This is a genomic window from Streptomyces sp. NPDC087300, assembly GCF_044744425.1.
In the GTDB taxonomy this organism is placed as follows: Bacteria; Actinomycetota; Actinomycetes; order Streptomycetales; family Streptomycetaceae; genus Streptomyces.
On sequence record NZ_JBIUYI010000003.1, the window covers coordinates 768,447 to 787,587 of the forward strand.

Consider the following 19,141-nt stretch of genomic DNA (forward strand, 5'->3'; position numbering starts at 1 on the left):
AGAGATCACGCACCAGCACCGCAGCTATTTCCTCGGTTCGATTTCCAGGGCCGCACCGGTTCACGAGCCAGTCGTCGCGCTCGTCATCTGCTGCGGACGGCGGGAGCGCCTTGTTGATCGCTGCCTCCCGCTGGCAGCAGTCGGCCACCACGGTGAGGTCTGGGGCTGCCAACAGCCCTTGTTCGGTGCCACTGCCAGGTGGCTTCGAGCCCCTTCCGTGCGGCCAACGGCGCTATGTCCGGGAACAGTTCTCGGAGGCGTCCGCTGTCCGCACTTGAGTGGGAGACATCGCCAGGTCGCGGGGCGGTGTGAGCCACAGAAGCAGTAGCGCCACTTACGGCCTCGATCTCGCCGATCAGTTCCTTGAGTGAGATGTCAGCGCCGAAGGCGAGGTTGACCGGGGACGGATTGGAGATCTTGCGGATGGCCGCGTCCACGAGGACTTCGCAGACAGTGCCGACAAAGGTGAAGTCACGAGTCTGTGTTCCGTCGCCGTGCACGATGACTGGTTGCCCCGTGAGAATCGCGTGGACCCACTTCGGGATGACCGCAGCATATGGATGGTCAGCACGTTGTCCGGGGCCATACACGTTGAAGAAGCGGAGAGGCAGGACGGGCAAGTCGTAGCTGTAGTGGTATGCGCTCAGGTACGCCTCCGTCGCGAGCTTCGTCACCGCATATGGGCTCATCGGGATGGTCGGCAGCTTCTCGTGCTTGGGCAAATGTGGGGTGGCGCCGTACACCGAAGATGAAGAGGCGGCGATCACGTGCAGGTTGCCCGCACGGCGTGCGGCTTCGAGGACTTGGAGGGTTCCTGTCGCGTTGGCGTGGTGGCTGGCTAAAGGGTTCTTCACGGAGCGCGGTACCGATGGCAAGGCAGCAAGGTGGACGATCGCGTCCGCGCCGTGGAAGACCCGGTCCAGAAGAGCGGCGTCTTGGACATCGCCCTCGACGAAGCGGACATCAAGGTCGGCGAGGTTCTCCTTGGAGCCGGTCGAGAGGTTGTCGATCACTCGGATCCGGTTGATCTCGGAGTGCTCGGTGAGGGTCCGAGCGAGGTTGCTGCCGATGAATCCGGCGCCGCCTGTGATCACGATATCCACGGAGGTTTTCCCTTCAGAGTGAGTCGACATGTGTGCCGACGAGTCGGTGGCGGCAGTCGAGGATGTACGTGGCGTGCTCTGTGATCGCGTTGTAGTCGAAGGTGTCGTGGTCGGCGAGCAGAACGACGGCGTCCGCTGCCGCAAGTCGTTCCGGGGTCACGTCGACTCGCTCAACGGTTGCGAGATGGGCGGCGCGAGGGTGCGCGTCATCGATGACATGCGGGTCGGCCGCCTGGGCTTCGGCGCCCATGCTGGTGAGGAGTTCAGCGATCCGTGCTGTCGGGGTTTCGCGGGCGTCGCCGGTGTTGGCCTTGTAGGCCAGGCCAAGCAGCAGGATTCGGGATCCGTTGAGGGACTTCTTGCGTGCGTTGAGACCGTCGACGAGGCGGCGAACCACGTAGTCAGGCATGTGGTTGTTGATGTCGTTCGCCAGCTCGACGAATCGGAAGCTGCGCCCGAGAGTGCGCTGAACGCGCCAGGACAGATACGACGGGTCGATGGGCAGGCAGTGGCCTCCCACACCTGGGCCCGGGGTGAAGCGCATGAACCCGAACGGCTTGGTGGACGCGGCGTCGATGGCAGCCCAGATGTCGATGTCGAGTTCGTGGGCAAAGATCGCTAGCTCGTTGGCGAGCGCGATGTTCACGTGCCGGAAGGTGTTCTCCAGGAGCTTCGTCAGCTCGGCCTCCTTGCAACTCGAGACCGGCACGACGGTCTCGACGACGGATGCGTAGAAGCGGTGGACGGCCTCGGCGGATCGGGCGTCGATACCGGAGATGATCTTTGGTGTGTTCTCCAGCCTCCAGTTCGGATTGCCGGGGTCGATGCGCTCAGGGCTGTAGCCGAGGTGGAAGTCGATCCCGGCAGTCAGGCCGGAGGAGTCTTCGAGGAGCGGGCCAAAGAGCTCCTCGGTCGTCCCCGGGTAGGTGGTGGACTCCAGGATCACCGTCGCTCCCCGTCCCAGATGGCGGCCGAGCATCCGGGCTGCATCCTCTACATGCGACAGGTCTGGCACACCGTCGCGTAGTGGCGTCGGAACGGTGACGATCGCAACGTCGAAGTCTGCGCAGTCAGAGGTGTCGATGCTCGGGCGGTAGACGCCCGCGGCGAGGAGCGGGGCCAACCGTGCGTCCGGGATGTCCTCCACGTACGACTCTCCGAGCACGAGGCGCTTCACCCGCTGGACGTCAACGTCGAGCCCGACCACCTGGTGCCCAACTTCCGCGGCTCTGATCGCAAGCGGGAGCCCTACATATCCCTGCCCCACGACGACCACACGGAGCCGTGAGGGCTTTGAATTCTCGATCATGCTGTTCACCTCGCGGGAATGGTTATGAAGGAGGCGCATGTGAACCTGCGGCGGTGCAGCGGCCTTAAGATGGGGACTGCCTCGGCCGTACGCGACTCGCTTGGCCGCCTGTCTCGGACGGCCGAGTGCCTTTCCAACCCTGCCCTGGGATCACTGAAAACCCGCGGGAAGGGCTTCCCCCCGGTTCGATACGATGACGGTGCTCGCAGCCTCGATCTGTCACCGTGCGTGACGAGATCATGCGACCTGAGTGGTTGCGTGGGCTGCGACCTCCCGACTTGGGCTCGCCGTGGCACTGTCACCGGCGCCGTACGTACGAAATGGAGCATCCAAGGATGGCTCGACACCTGGTCACCAGCGCGCTTCCCTACATCAACGGGATCAAGCACCTGGGCAACATGGTCGGGTCGATGCTTCCGGCGGATGTGTACTCTCGGTACCTCCGCCAGCGCGGGCACGACGTCCTGTACATCTGCGCGACCGACGAGCACGGCACCCCTGCTGAGCTGGCCGCCAAGGCGCAGGGGGTGCCGGTCGCGGAGTTCTGCGCGCAGGCCCATGACGCGCAGAAGGCCGTGTACGACGGGTTCGAGCTGGCCTTCGACTACTTCGGGCGCAGCTCCTCGGAGCAGAACGTGGAGATCACGCAGCACTTCGCGCGGAAGCTGAACGAGAACGGCTTCATCGAGGAGCGGGCCATCCGGCAGGTGTACTCGCCCGCCGACGGCCGTTTCCTGCCCGACCGGTACGTGGAGGGCACCTGCCCGCACTGCGGCTACGACAAGGCCCGCGGTGATCAGTGCGAGAACTGCACCCGCGTCCTGGACCCGACCGACCTGATCAACCCGCGCTCGGCCATCAGCGGCTCCACCGATCTCGAAGTCCGCGAGACCAAGCACCTGTTCCTGCTCCAGTCCAAGTTGCAGGGCGAGGTCGAGGCGTGGATCGACGCGGTCGGCGACGAGTGGCCGCAGCTGTCCTCCTCCATCGCGCGCAAGTGGCTGACCGAGGGGCTGCACGACCGCGCGATCACCCGCGACCTGGACTGGGGCGTGCCCGTGCCGGCCGACACCTGGCCGGAGCTGGCTGCCGAGGGCAAGGTCTTTTACGTTTGGTTCGATGCCCCGATCGAGTACATCGGCGCGACGAAGGAGTGGGCCGACGCTGCTCCGGACGGCGAAGTACGCGACTGGAAGTCGTGGTGGTACGAAGCCGACGACGTCCGTTACACCGAATTCATGGGCAAGGACAACGTCCCCTTCCACACCGTGATGTTCCCGGCCACCGAGCTGGGCGTGCGCGAGCCGTGGAAGATGGTCGACTACGTCAAGGCGTTCAACTGGCTGAACTACTACGGCGGCAAGTTCTCCACCTCGCAGCGCCGGGGCGTCTTCACGCACGACGCCCTGGAGATCCTGCCCGCCGACTTCTGGCGCTACTTCATGATGGCGAACGCCCCAGAGTCGGACGACACCTCGTTCACCTGGGAGCACTTCGCCGCCACGGTCAACAAGGACCTGGCCGATACCCTCGGCAACTTCGTCAACCGCGTTCTGTCCTTCTCCCGCAAGCGGTTCGGCGACGACGTGCCAGCGGGCAAGGAGGCGGGTGAGGTCGAGGCGAAGCTGGGCGAGGAGATCGCCTCCCTGCTCGCTGAGTACGAAGGCCACATGGAGACGCTCCAGTTCCGCAAGGCGGCCGCCTCGCTGCGCGCCCTGTGGTCGGCGGGCAACGCCTACCTGGAGGAGAAGGCCCCCTGGCTGGAGATCAAGACGGACAAGGACGGGGCGGCGCTCACCCTGCGTACGGCCATGAACCTCATCCACCTGTACGCGGTCGTCTCCGAGCCCTTCATCCCCGCCTCCGCCAAGGCCATGCGCGGCGCCTTTGCCTTGGAGGGTGACACCGCGACCTGGGTGACCGCCGAGCAGGCCAAGTCCTTGAGCACGGTTCCTGCCGGGACCGCGTTCACCGTGCCGCCGGTGCTGTTCGCGAAGATCAGCGAAGAGGACCTGGAGGCGTACCGGGAGCGGTTCGGCGGCGAAGAGTCCGCCTGACCTTTGCCTTCGTGGCCCCGGCCGTGCCGCCCGCGCACTCATCGGGCGGCACGGTTGTCGAGGCGACCAGCCAGTTCCCCTGGCGGAACATTCATCAGCCGGATCCGGGACGTATCGTCGCCCACCTCGATCCAGGTGACACCCGCGGAGCCGGGCACGTGATCGAGGTACCGATCGAAGCCCTTGCCAGTGAGCCACAGCAGCAGGCAGGCGATCCCACCACCGTGGCCGACCAAGACAGACGTGCCGTGCGGTGCAGAGGAAACATCAGCCCACAGGCTCACGTAGCGGGCCTGGACGTCCTCGGACGACTCGCCGCCCGGTGTGCGGAGCTGGTGGATGGGAATGCCGTGGCGAGCAGCTTCGGCCTGTGCGAGTTCTCTCGGCTGTCCGCCGAGGCGACCGCTGTCCTTGGCTGCCAGACGCCCGTCCACGCGCACGTCGGCCGGTGCGAATACGGCAGTCAGCAGCGCCGCAGACTCACGGCAGCGTGACATCGGGCTGACGAGTATCTGATCCACCGTGATCCCCTCGGCGCAGAGACTGGCTGCCGCCTTACGGATGTCGTCGCTCCCCCGCTTGCTGAGCCTGCCGCCGACAGCCTGGCCCTGGTGGATGCCCTGGAGGTTCTCCTCTGTCTCGCCATGCTTGATCAAGTAGATGTGCTTCGAGGTCATGGCCTCGCATCCCCTTCCTCCGGTTAGTCCCACTCGCGTACGTCGACGCACTCGGATACGGCTTTGAACAGCCGGTCGTGATCGGCTTGGTTCATGGCGGGGAAGCGATCGAAGTGCCACTCGATGTAGAGGACGGAGATGAGGTTGATCGTTCCGTCGGCGAGCAGTTTGGACAGGACGGGGTATTCGGCGCCCTCGATGTCCATCTTCACGACGACGTGATCGCCTGGGGTGATGGTGCGGCGCAGCCAGGCGCTGAAGTCGGCCGCCGGCACGGAGACGGGAGTGCTGTAGTCGATCTGTTGGTCGTACATCGGCGGGACGCGCTTGCCGGGCATCACGGTGGAGCTCTCGTGATGGCCGAGGAAGAGGTCGATCGTCCCGTCGTGCGTCCAGACCGCACTGTCCGAGACCTCGATGTGGCGAGGAGGGGGTGCCTGTGCGATCTGCTCTTGGATGGACGGGTGAAGTTCCTTGTTGGGCTCGAAGGCGTAGAAGTCGTGGTCCGGGAGTTCGTTGATGAAGCGGTTCAGGACGACTCCGAGGTTGGTTCCGCAGTCGATGAAGACCTTGCGCACGGGGTGCTCCTACGGTCGGTTGAGGGCGTGAGGAGTTCGATCTCCTCCACGGTGTGATCAGTGAGCAGGACGAAGTCGCCTGTGCCTGGGCGGTAGCAGCGTTCCTGGTAGCGGATGGTGATGCGGCGGACTGGCTCTTCACCGCGGTAGGGGGGCAAGTCGCCCCAGTAGTAGAGCTGGCCGCCTGGCGCTTTCAGGTGGCGCAAGGAAGGAGGCAAGGGGCCTTTCGGAGTGCCGGCGTTCAGGCGGGTGAACATCGTGGTCAGGAACGCGATGTGTTCGTGTGCTTGCGCCTGATCCGTCTGTGCTCTGCCGTAGGTCTCCTTGAGCGTGCGCAGTTCGTCAGGGTCGCCATTGGATTGGGCGAGGCGGTCGCGTAGCTGCTGGTCCCAGACGATGCCGAGGTGACCGTGGACGATGGGCTCGGTGGTGAGGAAGTAACCGAGGACGCGACCGAACTCCCGCTCGTACGGGCACATGTAGTTGTTGTAGAGGCCGAACTCGGCACCGGAGACGGTCTCCACCTGCCAGTGGATGCGTGCCGTGAAAGGCGAGTCCCACCAGCCCAAGTGCCAGGGCTGCCACAGGAGATCGGCGACGCTGAGGAGGATCACTACGCTGGCGATCAGCACCGCGGTCCAGCCGAACGCTGTTTCGTACCCCTGGTTGGGCAGGAGGACGATGGCGATCGCGAGGGCGATGTTGGCGCAGATGTTCTCCCAGAAGAGAATGCCGGAGGCCAGGGCGACGGCCAGATTGAACAGGGCGGTGGCTATCAGGGCCGCGATCAGGAGCCGCCGGTCGAGGAAGGCGACGAGACCGACAAGTTCGATGGCCACCGTGAGGAAGTTGGCTGGTCGATCGACGATGCGTACTCCACGCAGTACACGAGAAACGGTGTCGGCTCGCAGAAACCGCGCCCAGCCCCAGGAGTATGCGGAGGCCACAAGGTAGTGGGTGCGGTTGTGCCAGGCCCACGACCATGGGCGTGGCCCCAGGCGGGCTTTGCTCCAGGTCGGCTTGACGTAGTGAGACAGCGAGACGCAGCCGAGGACCAAAAGCAGCCCGCTGGCGGACATTCGGGGACCGATCAAGAGCGCGACGAGGAACCAGGCGAGGTACGCCTTGAGCAGCCGTAGCGGCATCATCGCGTGATGCCTCCACCCGCGCAGCTTGCCGCAGTACACAGCCAGCCACGGAAGTAGGGCTGGTGTCCACAAACACGACGCGGCTGCGAGGAGCAGAAGAAGAAGCTTGTCGTGGCGCTGCGGACCGAGGGGCTGAGTCACGTCGTAGTCGCTGGTGATGCCCTGCCAAGTAAGTAGCGTAACTACGAAGACAACAACCCACCGCAGCGGCCCCGGCTCGGGCAGCGGGCGAAACGCGAGGAGCACAGCGGGCACGGCGGCATAGATGACAGCGCGCAGTGCTCTGGACCTCTGGGCGAGTGCACGTACAGCGGGCGAGACCGTGAATCGGTAGCAGACCACGACGGCGAGCACCGTCACTGCTGTGTCTAGGGAACTTTGGAGCGGAGTGATCTCCATGGCCGGCTACCCGACAGGGTGGGTGGTCGCCGGGCGGCTTGTCGCCGGAAGGCTCTCCAGATAGGTGGCGATCCGCTCGCGGGGATCGGATGTGAGGTGCTGGTCGCGGTGGCGCTCGACGTTGTGGCGAAGCTCGCGGCTGCGGCTCAGGAAGTCGAGCACCGCCTCGCGGTCGATGTGCGGTGCCCCGGTGCCGAGTTCTGCCTCGTGGACGACCTTGGCGCACCAATGCTGATCGTATGTGGGCAGTGGTACCAGGTGGACGGGTTTGCCGAGGACGAAGGCTTCGCTGATGAGGTTGAATCCGGCGTTGGAAAAGACAACTTCGGACCGTGCCAGATCGGTGACGAATGCCTGTCGGTCGAAGGCGCAGATCTCGATCTGCCCGTCGGCGTACTGGCGGAGGTTACCGATCTCGTCCCCGTGCGCGTAGACGCGCAGGGCCCGGTCGGGAACGTGTTCGCGGAAGACCTCGACGAGGGCGCGAACAGAGTCTTCGGGGCCGTAGTCGAAGTAGCGCGAGAAGTAGGCCACAGCAAGGGGTTCGGTGGTGACCGGCGCGGAGCGGACCAGATCCGGGACAACGGGAGGGATGAACTCCAGCGTCTGGTTGTCGGCGTCCAAGGGGACGTAAGAGCAGATGAAGAAGCGGTCGGCGCGGGGCGTGAAGTAGCGCAGTCGCTGCTCCTCCGCAGTGCGCGCGTATCGGCCGACCCTCGGCAGGTTGAGGTGACGGTACTTGCTCTGCTGATCGATGGAGATGAGCGGCTTACCGAAGTGATAGGCCAGGCGCGAAGTGTTGGGCTCGTAGTCCGTGATGAAGACGTCCGGCACACCACCTTCCCTGACGGTGCGGCGCAGGCGTAAGTGCCGGGCGATTCCGGCAGGTGCCTGTTTGATGTTCGCCCGCACCGCGTCGATGGCGTGGATACGGTCATCTCGGGCGATGACTGTGGGCAGCCATGCGTCCCATGCGGGGAATCCGAGGTCCTTGAAGTAGTCGACGCGGGCACTGCCGTTGGTGATGATGCGCACCTGATGTCCGCGGTCGCGGAGGTACTGGGCGAGCACGCCCTGTCTGACCGAGTGCCCCATTCCGATGCCGTTGACTCCGATGATCACGTTGAGGGGCTGTGCGAGTCCGGACACGACGATCCCTTCGTCAGGCAAGGTGGGTGATGACGTTGCGGGTGATGGCCGCGACCTGGGGGTCGGTGGCCAGCAGACGGGCCCAGTCAGTGGTGGCTGCGGTGAAGACCGTGCCGGCAGCGGTGAAGAGGCCGAGGGTTGCCGCTCGTGGGCTGGGCATCGGTTCCCGGGCGGCAAAGTTCCACTCCGGGGGCAGCGGGGCGACGCCGAGGATCTCGAAGTTCTTCGGGGTGCCGTCCTGGCCCGCTGGGCGGTGGCGACCGAACTCGTCGATCTCGTACGCTGCGCCGTCACACTCGTATCCGATCAGTGCGCCGTCGCTGCCGAGGATGCCGCCGGTCTTCAGGCCGGTTCCAGCGAACACCCAGTGCTCGGCGTCGGTGATGGTGAACCCGAGGGGGGTGCGGAGGCCGTCCCAGTGACCACCGCCGTTGCGGTAGCTCACTCCGAGCAGGGTGTTCTCGGGTTCTGTCTCCCACCAGTGGTCCGGGCATCCGTGCGAGCTGTCGGGGTCGGTCCCGGCGGGTGCTTCGGGCGGGAACTTGATGCAGTCAAGCCCCGCTCCATCCGAGGAGACGTTCACCCGCCACCAGCAGGTATTGGCCCCGAAGTTGGCGATGTTGCCTCCTGCATCCCGGAATGCGGTGACGTTCCGGCGGGTCTGGGCGCTCCAGTACTCGTCGTGACCGGCGGAGATCAGGAGCTGGTACCCGTCACTGAGGAGCCGTCCTTCGTGGAGGTCCAGGTCCGTGCAGTAGTCGGCGTCGATCCCGGTGCCCTCCATCCAGGAGATGAAGGGCGCGTCCCAGTGTGCGAAGGTCTGGCGGGGGGAGGCGGTGTCGTATGGGTCGGGCAGACCCTTGACGGGGCCTCCCACACCGCCTCCGGGACGGCGTAGCGTCACGCGGGAGGCGCTGTACAGGCTGCCTCCGCCCGCCGTGTTGTAGGCGTGGTAGGTGAAGGTCGGGATCTTGTAGAGGACTCTTCCAGCCGCGCGAGCGGCTGGTGTGACGACCAGCAGCATCCTGGCGTCCCGCGAGTCCATGGCCGGTGCGTCGGATGTCAGCTCTGTGCTCAGGACCGCGATGTAGACCCCGGATTTCCAGTCGTGCGGAACGCGGAACTCATATGCGGGCCATTGCCAGTCCTCGTCGAACCGGCCCGGGGCGGCCACTCGTCCCGGCCACTCGACATGACCCGTGTGCCGGGGAGTAGCTCCCCAGCGGTAGAAGTCGACGTGAAACCGGGGGGCTTCTGTGGCGACGTGCAGTCGGACTACGTCGCCGGCGCGCACGCTGGGACGCGCCGGATAGCCGTTGACGCTGATCACTTGTGGCTCCTGGGCCGCGCGATGCCGCCGACGTGGTAGCGGTCGAACTGCTCAACGTGGGCCTCCCACCCGAGGTCGTTCAGATGCCGAGTGAGATCGGCCGAGTCGTGCAGCACCTTGACGGCGAGGTGCTGCGTACCGTCGGCGAGGGTGCGGAGCACGGTCGGTACCTGCTCCTCGGGCACCTGCTCTTCGATCTCCGCCTTCGCCCGCGAGTCGTCGAGGAAGACCACGCAGCCACCTGGTTTCAGGGCCCGCCGCAGCATGTCCCAGAAGCTGGACATCGCTGCGGGCGGTACGTGGCTGAGCCAGAAGGCGAAGAAGATGGTGTCGTACTGGCGGTCGGGCTCCCACTGGAAGATGTCCGCCTCGATGAAGCGTGTGGCCACTCCCTGCATCCGGGTGCGGGCGACATCCAACATCTCGGGCGCAGCGTCAAGCGCCGTCAGGTTGTTCGCGCGGTTGGAGAGCAACTGGGTCCACTGGCCCGTACCGCATGCCAGTTCCAGAACGTCGCCACTGATCGGCCACGTGTCGAGGGCATTCTTGAGTTGAGCCATACGCATCCGATCGGCGTACGAGGTGTCGTACTCGGAGGCCCGTGCGCGGTAGTAGGCGATCTGGCGTTGCGACCAGTGGCCGAGCGTGCGCTCGTCCGGTGTGGCGTGCATGATGATCCCTCTCTGTACGCATGGCGGTGCTGCCGCGCTGGTCGGCCAAGCGGCTGGGCAAGTAGTGGAGAACGGTGGACTGATACTCGATGAGCCACCGGTACGTGCGGGAACACACAACGTGCTTCGGGAATCGATCTCGGCCGAGATGCTGACCTCGGCGTCGCGACGGTTCTCAACCGTGCAGGATGTTGCGCTGAGGCGCACATTGCAGAGGTGATATCACCCGGGTGATGTCGCGGCAGTTGGCGATGCAAGTGGCCGTAGCCATGCGACTAAACGGGAAGAGACACGTCACCGTGTCCGCGCGGTATCGCAGCATTGGTCCGGTGAATCCTGCGGAGCCAGCGGTCTGTCGGTGGGGGTGGAGATGCTCACGGCCGCTGGCGTCACTGTCACGGGATTCCGGAACTACCCATCAGTGCGAAGAGCACAATGACATCTCCCCAGGCTTTGCACCAGCACGCCCGAGGGCGCGTCTCAGGCATGCACCGAGCCTGGCGATTTATGGGCACCGATCTGTGGACTCCTGGACTACTCCCTGCGATAGCCCCATTCTTCTCTCAGAATGCGTTCCCACGCAGCTTGCTCGTCGTGACGACAGCCCTCGCGTCGACGCTTCATAGTCCCCAGAGTGATCACAATGGTGATCGCGACAACAACCGTGAACGCGATCCACACCCCGAACAGCTCGCTCAGCAGGAGAGCGCCACCGCCAAACGTGAGCATCCCGATCGCATACGCTGTGGGCTCGTTTCCAGAGCTCGGCCTCATGACCGAGGCCCGTACACACTGCCCTTGTGGTAACTCACGATGGGTCTGCGATGCGAAGGAACTATCATTGGCTCCTCCTTCGGTCAGGGACGTCCGCCTTTGAGGGCAAACATCGCGATTAGGTTCGTCACCGTGTCGATGTCCTCAAGTGATTGCACAACAGCGTTGGCGCCAGCGCCTTCGAGAGCGTCGGCAGACGTGGTGCCGGATGCGACGCCGATGACTTTGGCACCTCCTTCACGACCAGTGCGGACGTCCTCAAGGGAGTCCCCGATGATGACCGTGTTGTTGCGCGTGAAGGCTGTGCCGTGCTTGGCCTGCGCACGCTTCTGCGCGATGCCAACGAGGGCAGGCCGATGGACGTCGTCGGAGGCGTATCCGCCGATCTCGGTGTCCAGGTACTTGTCGAGGTTGAAGGCTGCGAGCTTCAGCAGTGCGTTCGGCTTGAGGTTCCCGGTGACGGCCGTCGGCACCCAGCCCTTGTGACGACACACGGCCTGCAGCGCAGTCACCGCTCCAGGCATGAGGACCCCTTGGCTCCGAAGATCACCTGTGTGACCTGCGAGCCGCTTGGGCAGCAGTCCCACCATCCGGGGCAACAGCTCTGGGACCATCTCCTCGGTGACGCCGTTCTCCAGGAGCAGGGACCGGATCGCGAGGGGCATGGTGACGCCGGTGCCACGGGCCGGCAGGTGCTCGGCCGGGCGGCCGACGACTTCGGCAAACGTCTCGCGGTACACCTGGCGGTCGATGTCGCCGACGTAGAGCAGCGTGCGGTCGATGTCCCAGAGGATGAGCGTCTGTGGCTCTTCGGCATCGTTCAATTCCTTGCTCCCGTGAGAATGACGTCTTGAACGTACGTGGCTTTCCTGACCGCCTAGAGGTAGCTGAGCATTAACTCGACGTGCTCACTGAGGCGGGTCGGCCGAAGGTCCGTCCGTCACATCGAGAGCCCAGTGCGGGCACGCCGTGGGGTTTGATCCTTACGCGAGCAGGTCGTACTGCTATGACGGCACTGCGTGGTGCGCCGGTCGAGTAACTGTGGGGCGCGAGCAGCTCATTGCGCAGCGCCAAAGGTAAGCAGGGGCACGTCATACAGGGCAGGGTTGCGCGGCCGGGTCATGGTCGGCGCGACGACCTCGACCACGAAGAGCTCGCTGAGGAACTGGACCTTGGCGTTCAGCAGGTGGCTGGTACGGCCGTCAGCCGATTGTGCCTTGAGTCCGGCGGAAACGTGGATATGCGGGAGGATACCGCCGGTCTCCGGATCGTGAGCGAGAGTGCCAGCGCCGAATGCCTCGACGTTAGTGACGTACGTCTTGGCCCAGACGGGGGCGTCCGGGTCGTCCAACTTCTCACAGGCTCCCACGATTTCAGCTTCAGCGAAGGCCCCGATGAACGAGGGAACGTAGCCCTGACGAATCCCGTTCTCGCGGCAGAACACGGAGAGCGTGTCGAAGAAGTCCTCGCCGTGGTCGAAGGTAACGCCGAAGGTGCGGCCGATCGTCAGTTCGTAGGCGCGCATGCGGGAATCCTTAGAGTCTGAAGGCGGGCTGTTGAGCGGCAGGTCATGCCGCGAAGGTCGCGAACGCATCGGTGATTGTGCTGTGGTCGGCTTCCTGGGCCAGCAGCGCATGGAGCAGGAGCCTCGCCTGGTACGGGCCGAGGTCGTCGGCTGGGATGAGACCGCGGCCGATAAGGTCCTTCTCTGATCCGGGGAAGCTGTACGTTCCGGTCAGGACAGGGCCGTTGCCGATGCGCGAGGCGAGGACCACGGGGATGCGCGAGGCGAGTTCACCCAGTGCCTCGACGAGCGGCTGCGGGACGTGGCCAACGCCGAAGGCCGCAACGACGAGGCCGTCGCACTGGCCGTCCCACGCGTGCAGCAGGGTGCCGTCGTCGCCGAGGCTGACGGTGTACAGGCCCACGCGCGCGTCGCGGCTCGGCGGCTGTACCACGCGGTGCCGTCGTGGCAGGGGCATTGTCAGGCGTACACGGTCTTCGGCTACGCGGCCGAGGGGGCCCGCGCCAGGTGAGGTGAAGGCTGCGGGGCTGGTGCTGTGCGCCTTGCGGACGTGCCGGGCCGCGTGGATCTCGTCGTTCAGCAGGACCAGAGCGCCGGCTCCGCGCAGCTGGGGCTCGGCTGCGGCGAGAACGGCTGCGTACAGGTTGGCAGGTCCGTCGGGTCCGGCCATGGTGGGGTTGCGCATGGCACCGGTGACGATGACCGGCTGGTCGCGGCCGTGGTGAAGGTCAAGGAAGAACGCGGTCTCCTCAATGGTGTCCGTGCCCTGCGTGATCACGACTCCGTCAATGTCGCCGCCATCGAGATTCTTGTCGATTGCCGCGCTGAGTTCGGTGAGATCGTCGAAGGTGAGCGAGGCGCCGGGGACTCGGCGGAAGTCATGCACACACAGATGGATGCCGCGGTGGTCCAGGCCGGGGACGGCTGCGAGGAGGTCCTGGGCAGACAGGGCTGGTACGACACCCCCGGTCGTCGGGTCGGTGGTCATGGCGATGGTGCCTCCCAGTGAGTAGACCGCCACCGTTGTTGCCACTCCGACCATCGCCCCAACTTCCCTTCCGTACCTGCCCACTTGCATATCAGTGCATCTCACTAGACAGTGATCGTTCGGTGCAGGTTATCGGCTCTCCACGCGGTGGCCGCCAGCCTCGGGCTGCAATTCAGCAGCCACGTAGGAGCAGGCGATGTCCAGGGCATCGAGGCTGAGGTGGCGACTACGAGGTCTGGCCAGCCCCGTGGCGCCCACGGTTGCGAGTTGCCGGCAGCGGCGGGTCAGCCATGGGCGGTCAAGGCCGAGGTAGTCCGCAGTCGCTGCCAGCCTCTGTCCAGGTGTCGATCCTGCGGTGATCGTGTGCGCCTGGGCATGCCCAGTAAGATCCGTGAACGTCCTAAGCGTGGGTGCTGCGGCGGCCAGAGCCATCTGGGGCGAGGGCTCTGCACGCACCCAAGTAGCGATGGCGACACGGTGTCCGGGGACCAGTACGAAACCGTCCGTCTGCTGGAGGTCTGGCTCGTCGGTGAGCCAGGTCGTGACGCCGTACGACTCCATGAGTGCGAGGGCGAGGAACAGCAGAACACGCTCGTACGCGGGCGAGGCAGCGATCTCGGAACGGGGGACGCAAAAGGCACGCCCGACCCCGCTGTGGGCCCGTCTGGGAGCCATCTCCTGGAGGTAGCGGTGCTTGTGCTGGAAGATCAGCCAGGTCGCGGCCTCTTCCCCGCGCTGTTCGCGGGTCCAGAAGACAGGGTCGTCGGTCAGTGCGTCGCGCTGTTCGAGGATGAACGCGGCACACGTCTGGGAGCCGACGAGCATCTGCGATCCGTCGGCGAGGCTGTCTCGGGCAGGCAGCGTGCCGTTGTCTGCTAACGAGGGCTTCGGAGGGGGAGCCAGCAGATCGTGGAGAGCCGTGTCGTCGCCAAGAATGGCGGAATCGAACCCCGCTACAGCCCACAGGATTCCGTAGGTGAGGTCGTCGAGTTCGTAGGCCGCGGGGATCGCGAAGACGTCGCCCGCTTGGTGCCGGTCGCCTTGGCGCGCGTCCATGACGAAGTGCCGTCGTGTCCCGTCGACGGTGTGGGAAGTAGCGAGCAGCGCCCGGAGCGGCATCCGGCTCCACGCCTCGGTGTCCGTGTTCGGCTCGAGGCACAGTGTGTGGCCGCGGAATGAGGCTGCCGATCTGGTGAGCGCGGGCAGCAACGTGGGAGCGAGGTTGCGGCCGCCGGGCAGGAGCAGGTGTCCTGGTCCCTCTGTGAGCGTCTCACCGATGTCCGTTCTTACAGGTGGCTGAGCCCGGCGAGGAAGCGGCAGAGGTGAGATCTCGGGAGGTACCCCGAGGCCGGAGAGGAACTCGGCGATTTTGTCGATATTGGTGAGGCGTCGGCGCCCTGCTTCGAGCATGGAGAGGAACGCCTGGCTGAGTCCGGTCAGTTGAGCAACATCGTCTTGGCGCAGGGATCCATGCTGCCGGATTAGCCGTACCACTTGGCTGAAATCCCATGCTGCCAAGGCTTGTTGAACGTCAGCATTTCGCCACACGCGTTCCGGAACAGAGGGAGTGGCTGGGGACATGTCGCGTAAGCGGAGGCACGCCGAGCATCTTGTTCCGGAGTTGTACTGGCTTAGCCGACAGCCGCAACGTTCACAGCGTCGCGGCGACTGCGTAAGCACTTCTGCCTCCCGGGTTGAACACGGACCTGATAGCCCAACTGCCCCTGGTAGAACCGAAATCACTCCAGTGATATCACCCGGGCACTGTGCACACTGCGCGTTTTCCCACCACTCTGAGGTCTCCCGCAGTGCGGGGTAGCGACGAACTATCTGGGATCGGATCTTTCAGGCGTTTCATGCTGCTCGCGCTGCTGGTTTAGCTGTCCCTGATCTCGGCCACCGGAGTCCAAGGTGTTCTCGGCCTTACGCGTACGCATGGATCAACCCTTGCCGCAGGCAGCCCTGCGGCGTCCGTCAGCGCAGCACCGGTCATGCCGTGGCAGGTGCCCCCGCCCGGAGACCTGTCGTGGTCGTTAGCTTCTCCGCCGTCGTGCTTCTGGGCGTGATCGTCTTCCTCCTCGTGAAGAAGTCGGGCCTGAAGGTCGCGCACGGCGTCGTGTGCATCTTGTTCGGCTTCTTTCTCGCCGGCAGCTCTGCTGCGCCGAACATCAGGGACGGCGTGCAGGGCGCAGCCGACCTGATCGCGAAGATCAACTTCTAGGCCAGCCGTCGGGGAGCGGTGAAGTTCTGACTCCCCTCCTTTCACCCGCACCCCGACGGCCTTCCGACTACTGGACGTGACCCGAGGACTTCCGATGATGCCGATGCCAGATACGCCTATGCGCTGGACGATGCACCTGGCCACCACTGTGGCGCCGTTGGCGTGCAGAGGCTTCTCGTCCACCGCGGCGGACGGCGCGAACGGACTCCAGGTACGAGGGAAGGCTCCTCTCACCGAGAGCCAGCAAGTCGCCGCTTCCGAGGAATGCCCGAGACGGGGCAGCCATGGGTAGCCGCAGAATTGCCCTCGACCGGCATCCGGCCCGGGACGACGCTGCCCTCGGCAACGTGATCGAAGATGCCGCGATGGGCCGGTGGGAGGCCGCCCGCGAGCTCCTCGCCACGACGGGCTCCGACTGGGACAGGCGGATCTTCCGTCTGCAGGTACTCGCCCATACCGGAATGCGCCTAACGTTCGCGGACACATGGGCGCAGGCGGAGCCACGCTCTCCGCACGCCCTGGCCCTGATGGCCAACGTGCTGGCCCTGAGGTCGATGGCCGGTGGCCGAGGCCGTGGGCTCAACGAGGCGATCCAGCAGGCGTGGGATACCTGCGATGCCGCAGCTGACGCCTTACCGCACGATCCCTCCCCGTACGTTGTCATGCTCGCGTTGACGCGCTGCCATTCGCCGCCCCGGGACCGCGAATGGCGCGCCACGCTGGAGCAGGTGTGGAAGCAGGCAGTGGAGTGCGATCCGTGGAATCGAGAGGCGCACCACGAACTTCTCACCTACCTCTTCCCCTCCTGGCACGGCACCGGCGGCGAGGTCTTCCATTGGGCGCAGGAACGGTGTGCCCACACTCCGCGCGGGCTGCCGCTGCACGTGCTGCCGTTGGTTGCCCTTGCTGAATCGCACCGTCTGCGCATGGAAGTGGACGGCGACCGTTACGGATTGTCGGTTCACCCGTGGAGGGACAATCCGTCGACTTGGCAGGCGTGGGAGGACTGCTGGTCTTGCCGGGCGCCCGCACGGCGACACGCCGCCTTCCACGAGGACGCCAACTACCTTGCGCACGCTCTGTCGTTCGCGGGACGACATCTGGAAGCCGCGGACATCTTCGATGCCATCGGCCCGTACGCCTCCGATGTGCCGTGGAGCTACTGCGGCGACGCCCAGAAGCTGTTCCTCCGGCACCGCGGCTGGGCGATGAAGGTCTCCGAGCCCTGACCCCCAGACCGAAGAGTCGGGTCCAACCCATCGCAGCACCGCACGAGTTGACCATCACCATCACTTAGGAGGCATCCCTATGCCCTTAGAGATTCCAAATGCCGCGCAGTCGGAAGAGGAGCGCCTCGCCGAGCTGGGCATCACCCAGACCCTCGACCGCAGCATGAGCGGCAGACAGAACTTCGCGGTCAGCTTCACGATCATCAGCATTCTGAGTGGCTGCTTGACCATGTACGCGTTCGGCATGAACACCGGCGGTCCCGCACTGATCATGTGGGGCTGGGTGTTCGTCGGCCTGATGACGTTGTTCGTTGGCCTGGCCATGGCGGAGGTCTGCTCCTCCTATCCGACGTCGGCCGGCCTCTACTTCTGGGCCCACAAGCTGGCACCCCGAAGGTCCGCCGCAGCCTGGGCCTGGTTCACCGGCTGGTTCAACACGCTCGGGCAGGTGGCCGTCACCGCGGGCATCGACTTCGGGGCCGCCAACTTCCTCAACGCCTACCTCAACCTCGAGTTCGGCTATGAGGCCACCCCGGGCCACACCATCACCCTGTTCGGGATCATCCTGCTCCTGCACGGACTGGTGAACACGTTCAGGGTCCGCATCGTCGGGTTCTTCAACACGGTGTCGGTGTGGTGGCATCTGATCGGCGTCGTGGTGATCGTCGGCACTCTCCTGGCCATCCCGGACACGCATCAGTCGCCCTCGTTCGTCTTCGGAGAGTTCGTCAACAACACCGGCTGGGGATCGGCCGTCTACGTCGCGCTCATCGGCCTGCTCATGGCTCAGTACACCTTCACCGGCTACGACGCCTCCGCCCACATGACCGAGGAGACGAAGAACGCCTCTGTCGAAGGCCCCAAAGGCATCGTCCGCTCCATCCTTGTCTCCTGGGCCGCGGGCTTCGTGCTCCTCTTCGGGCTGACCACCGCGATCCAGTCCTACAGCGGTGCCCTCGACTCCGCGACCGGGGCACCGCCCGCGCAGATCTTCCTCGACGCGCTGGGCGAAAGTACCGGCAAGATGATGCTCCTCATCGTCATCGGCGCCCAGCTCTTCTGCGGCATGGCCAGCGTGACTGCCAACTCCCGCATGATCTATGCCTTTTCCCGTGATGGAGCCCTGCCCTTCTCCCGGGTGTGGCACAAACTGCACCCCGGAACCCGCACGCCGACCAACGCGGTCTGGCTCGCCGCTGGTGGCGCCTTCGTCCTCGGCCTGCCCTACCTGTTCAATAGCACCGCGTACGCCGCAGTCACGTCCATCGCGACGATCGGCCTCTACATCGCCTACGTCATCCCGACGCTCCTGCGTCTGCGTCAGGGCGATGACTTCCGGCGTGGCCCGTGGCACCTGGGGCGTTGGTCCAAGCCCGTTGGCATCATCGCCGTGCTGTGGGTTGTGGTGATCGCAGTGCTGTTCATGCTGCCCCAGGCGGTCCCGGTGACCATGGAGACGTTCAACTACGCCCCGGTCGCCGTCGGTGTGGTGTTGGTCTTCTCTGGCTCCTGGTGGCTCGTCTCGGCCAGGAAATGGTTCCTGAACTCGGCGCACCCGAAGAACAGCACTCCGATGCTCCCCGCTTCGACGGGAATGCCTCGGCAGCCGACACGCTGACCCCGCTTCTTCGGCAGGCAGCCGGGGCTGCAGCGCAGAGCCGCCGCCTCGGCCGACAATCCCGATCCGCCTTGCTCATGGAAGTGGCTGTGAACACCTGCTGGTGACATCCAGCTGTGAGTGGAACCTGACATCCTCCCCACCCAGCCAACTACGGGCATCGAGTTGATCCCCGGAGTTCAAGCGTGAAGAAGAGAGCCACGTCACCGTGAAGATCCTCCCCACCGCGTATCACAGCCTGCTGCCCGCGATGACCGACACCTGCACCGTCACCGCCAAGGCTTCCCAGCAGAACCGGCTTCGAACAGTCGAGGGGTGAGCCGTGGAGGAGGCCGCTCGCGGCGACGAGGCTCTGCCCAAGATGC

General features: G+C 65.2%; 16 protein-coding genes. 4 read left to right on the forward strand and 12 right to left on the reverse strand.

Translation table 11 applies throughout. The features are described from left to right. Positions 1-83: 83 nt before the first annotated feature. A complete protein-coding gene (locus ACIO9J_RS14235; protein WP_401997651.1) occupies positions 84-1,103 on the reverse strand; it encodes an NAD-dependent epimerase/dehydratase family protein in 1,020 nt (339 codons plus the stop codon). A gap of 13 nt (positions 1,104-1,116) precedes the next feature. Beyond that, complete coding sequence (locus tag ACIO9J_RS14240; protein WP_401997654.1) at positions 1,117-2,412, reverse strand: nucleotide sugar dehydrogenase; 1,296 nt, start codon at positions 2,410-2,412, stop codon at positions 1,117-1,119. Positions 2,413-2,747: 335 nt separating this feature from the next. On the opposite strand from ACIO9J_RS14240, the gene metG reads away from it, so the two are divergent. Beyond that, a complete protein-coding gene (metG, locus tag ACIO9J_RS14245) occupies positions 2,748-4,469 on the forward strand; it encodes a methionine--tRNA ligase (RefSeq protein WP_401997657.1) in 1,722 nt (573 codons plus the stop codon). Positions 4,470-4,507: 38 nt separating this feature from the next. On the opposite strand, the gene ACIO9J_RS14250 is transcribed toward metG, so the two are convergent. The 10 genes from ACIO9J_RS14250 to ACIO9J_RS14295 all read right to left on the reverse strand — a co-directional run bounded on the left by ACIO9J_RS14250 (position 4,508) and on the right by ACIO9J_RS14295 (position 15,226). Next, positions 4,508-5,146 carry a histidine phosphatase family protein gene (locus ACIO9J_RS14250; protein ID WP_401997660.1) on the reverse strand — a complete coding sequence of 213 codons (639 nt, stop codon included), beginning with the start codon at positions 5,144-5,146 and terminating at the stop codon, positions 4,508-4,510. Positions 5,147-5,169: 23 nt separating this feature from the next. Next, the gene (locus tag ACIO9J_RS14255; RefSeq protein ID WP_401997663.1) at positions 5,170-5,724 is read right to left on the reverse strand and encodes an FkbM family methyltransferase; all 555 of its coding nucleotides are present in this window, start codon (positions 5,722-5,724) and stop codon (positions 5,170-5,172) included. Beyond that, entirely contained in the window at positions 5,676-7,271 is a 1,596-nt protein-coding gene (locus ACIO9J_RS14260) for a hypothetical protein (protein ID WP_401997666.1), read from the reverse strand. Before ACIO9J_RS14260 ends, ACIO9J_RS14255 begins: the two co-directional genes overlap by 49 nt. Before the next feature lie 6 nt (positions 7,272-7,277). Then, positions 7,278-8,420: a glycosyltransferase family protein gene (locus ACIO9J_RS14265; RefSeq protein ID WP_401997669.1), complete on the reverse strand. Its 1,143-nt coding sequence runs from the start codon at positions 8,418-8,420 to the stop codon at positions 7,278-7,280. Positions 8,421-8,433: 13 nt separating this feature from the next. Further along, positions 8,434-9,750, reverse strand: a complete 1,317-nt coding sequence (locus tag ACIO9J_RS14270; RefSeq protein ID WP_401997672.1) for a N,N-dimethylformamidase beta subunit family domain-containing protein — start codon at positions 9,748-9,750, stop codon at positions 8,434-8,436. Next, entirely contained in the window at positions 9,747-10,421 is a 675-nt protein-coding gene (locus ACIO9J_RS14275; RefSeq protein ID WP_401997675.1) for a class I SAM-dependent methyltransferase, read from the reverse strand. Before ACIO9J_RS14275 ends, ACIO9J_RS14270 begins: the two co-directional genes overlap by 4 nt. Before the next feature lie 857 nt (positions 10,422-11,278). Next, on the reverse strand, positions 11,279-12,019 hold the full coding sequence (locus tag ACIO9J_RS14280; RefSeq protein ID WP_401997678.1) for an HAD family hydrolase: 741 nt from the start codon (positions 12,017-12,019) through the stop codon (positions 11,279-11,281). A gap of 233 nt (positions 12,020-12,252) precedes the next feature. Then, positions 12,253-12,720: a PPC domain-containing DNA-binding protein gene (locus ACIO9J_RS14285; RefSeq protein WP_401997681.1), complete on the reverse strand. Its 468-nt coding sequence runs from the start codon at positions 12,718-12,720 to the stop codon at positions 12,253-12,255. Positions 12,721-12,763: 43 nt separating this feature from the next. Continuing rightward, complete coding sequence (locus ACIO9J_RS14290) at positions 12,764-13,798, reverse strand: asparaginase (RefSeq protein WP_401997684.1); 1,035 nt, start codon at positions 13,796-13,798, stop codon at positions 12,764-12,766. A gap of 39 nt (positions 13,799-13,837) precedes the next feature. Then, a complete protein-coding gene (locus ACIO9J_RS14295) occupies positions 13,838-15,226 on the reverse strand; it encodes a helix-turn-helix domain-containing protein (protein ID WP_401997687.1) in 1,389 nt (462 codons plus the stop codon). Between the two features lie 508 nt (positions 15,227-15,734). Between ACIO9J_RS14295 and ACIO9J_RS14300 the strand changes: the two genes are divergently transcribed. The 3 genes from ACIO9J_RS14300 to ACIO9J_RS14310 all read left to right on the forward strand — a co-directional run bounded on the left by ACIO9J_RS14300 (position 15,735) and on the right by ACIO9J_RS14310 (position 18,776). Continuing rightward, the gene (locus tag ACIO9J_RS14300) at positions 15,735-15,929 is read left to right on the forward strand and encodes a hypothetical protein (protein WP_401997689.1); all 195 of its coding nucleotides are present in this window, start codon (positions 15,735-15,737) and stop codon (positions 15,927-15,929) included. 284 nt (positions 15,930-16,213) lie between these two features. Then, on the forward strand, positions 16,214-17,158 hold the full coding sequence (locus ACIO9J_RS14305) for a hypothetical protein (RefSeq protein ID WP_401997692.1): 945 nt from the start codon (positions 16,214-16,216) through the stop codon (positions 17,156-17,158). A gap of 79 nt (positions 17,159-17,237) precedes the next feature. Further along, on the forward strand, positions 17,238-18,776 hold the full coding sequence (locus ACIO9J_RS14310; RefSeq protein WP_401997695.1) for an amino acid permease: 1,539 nt from the start codon (positions 17,238-17,240) through the stop codon (positions 18,774-18,776). Positions 18,777-19,141: the final 365 nt, after the last annotated feature.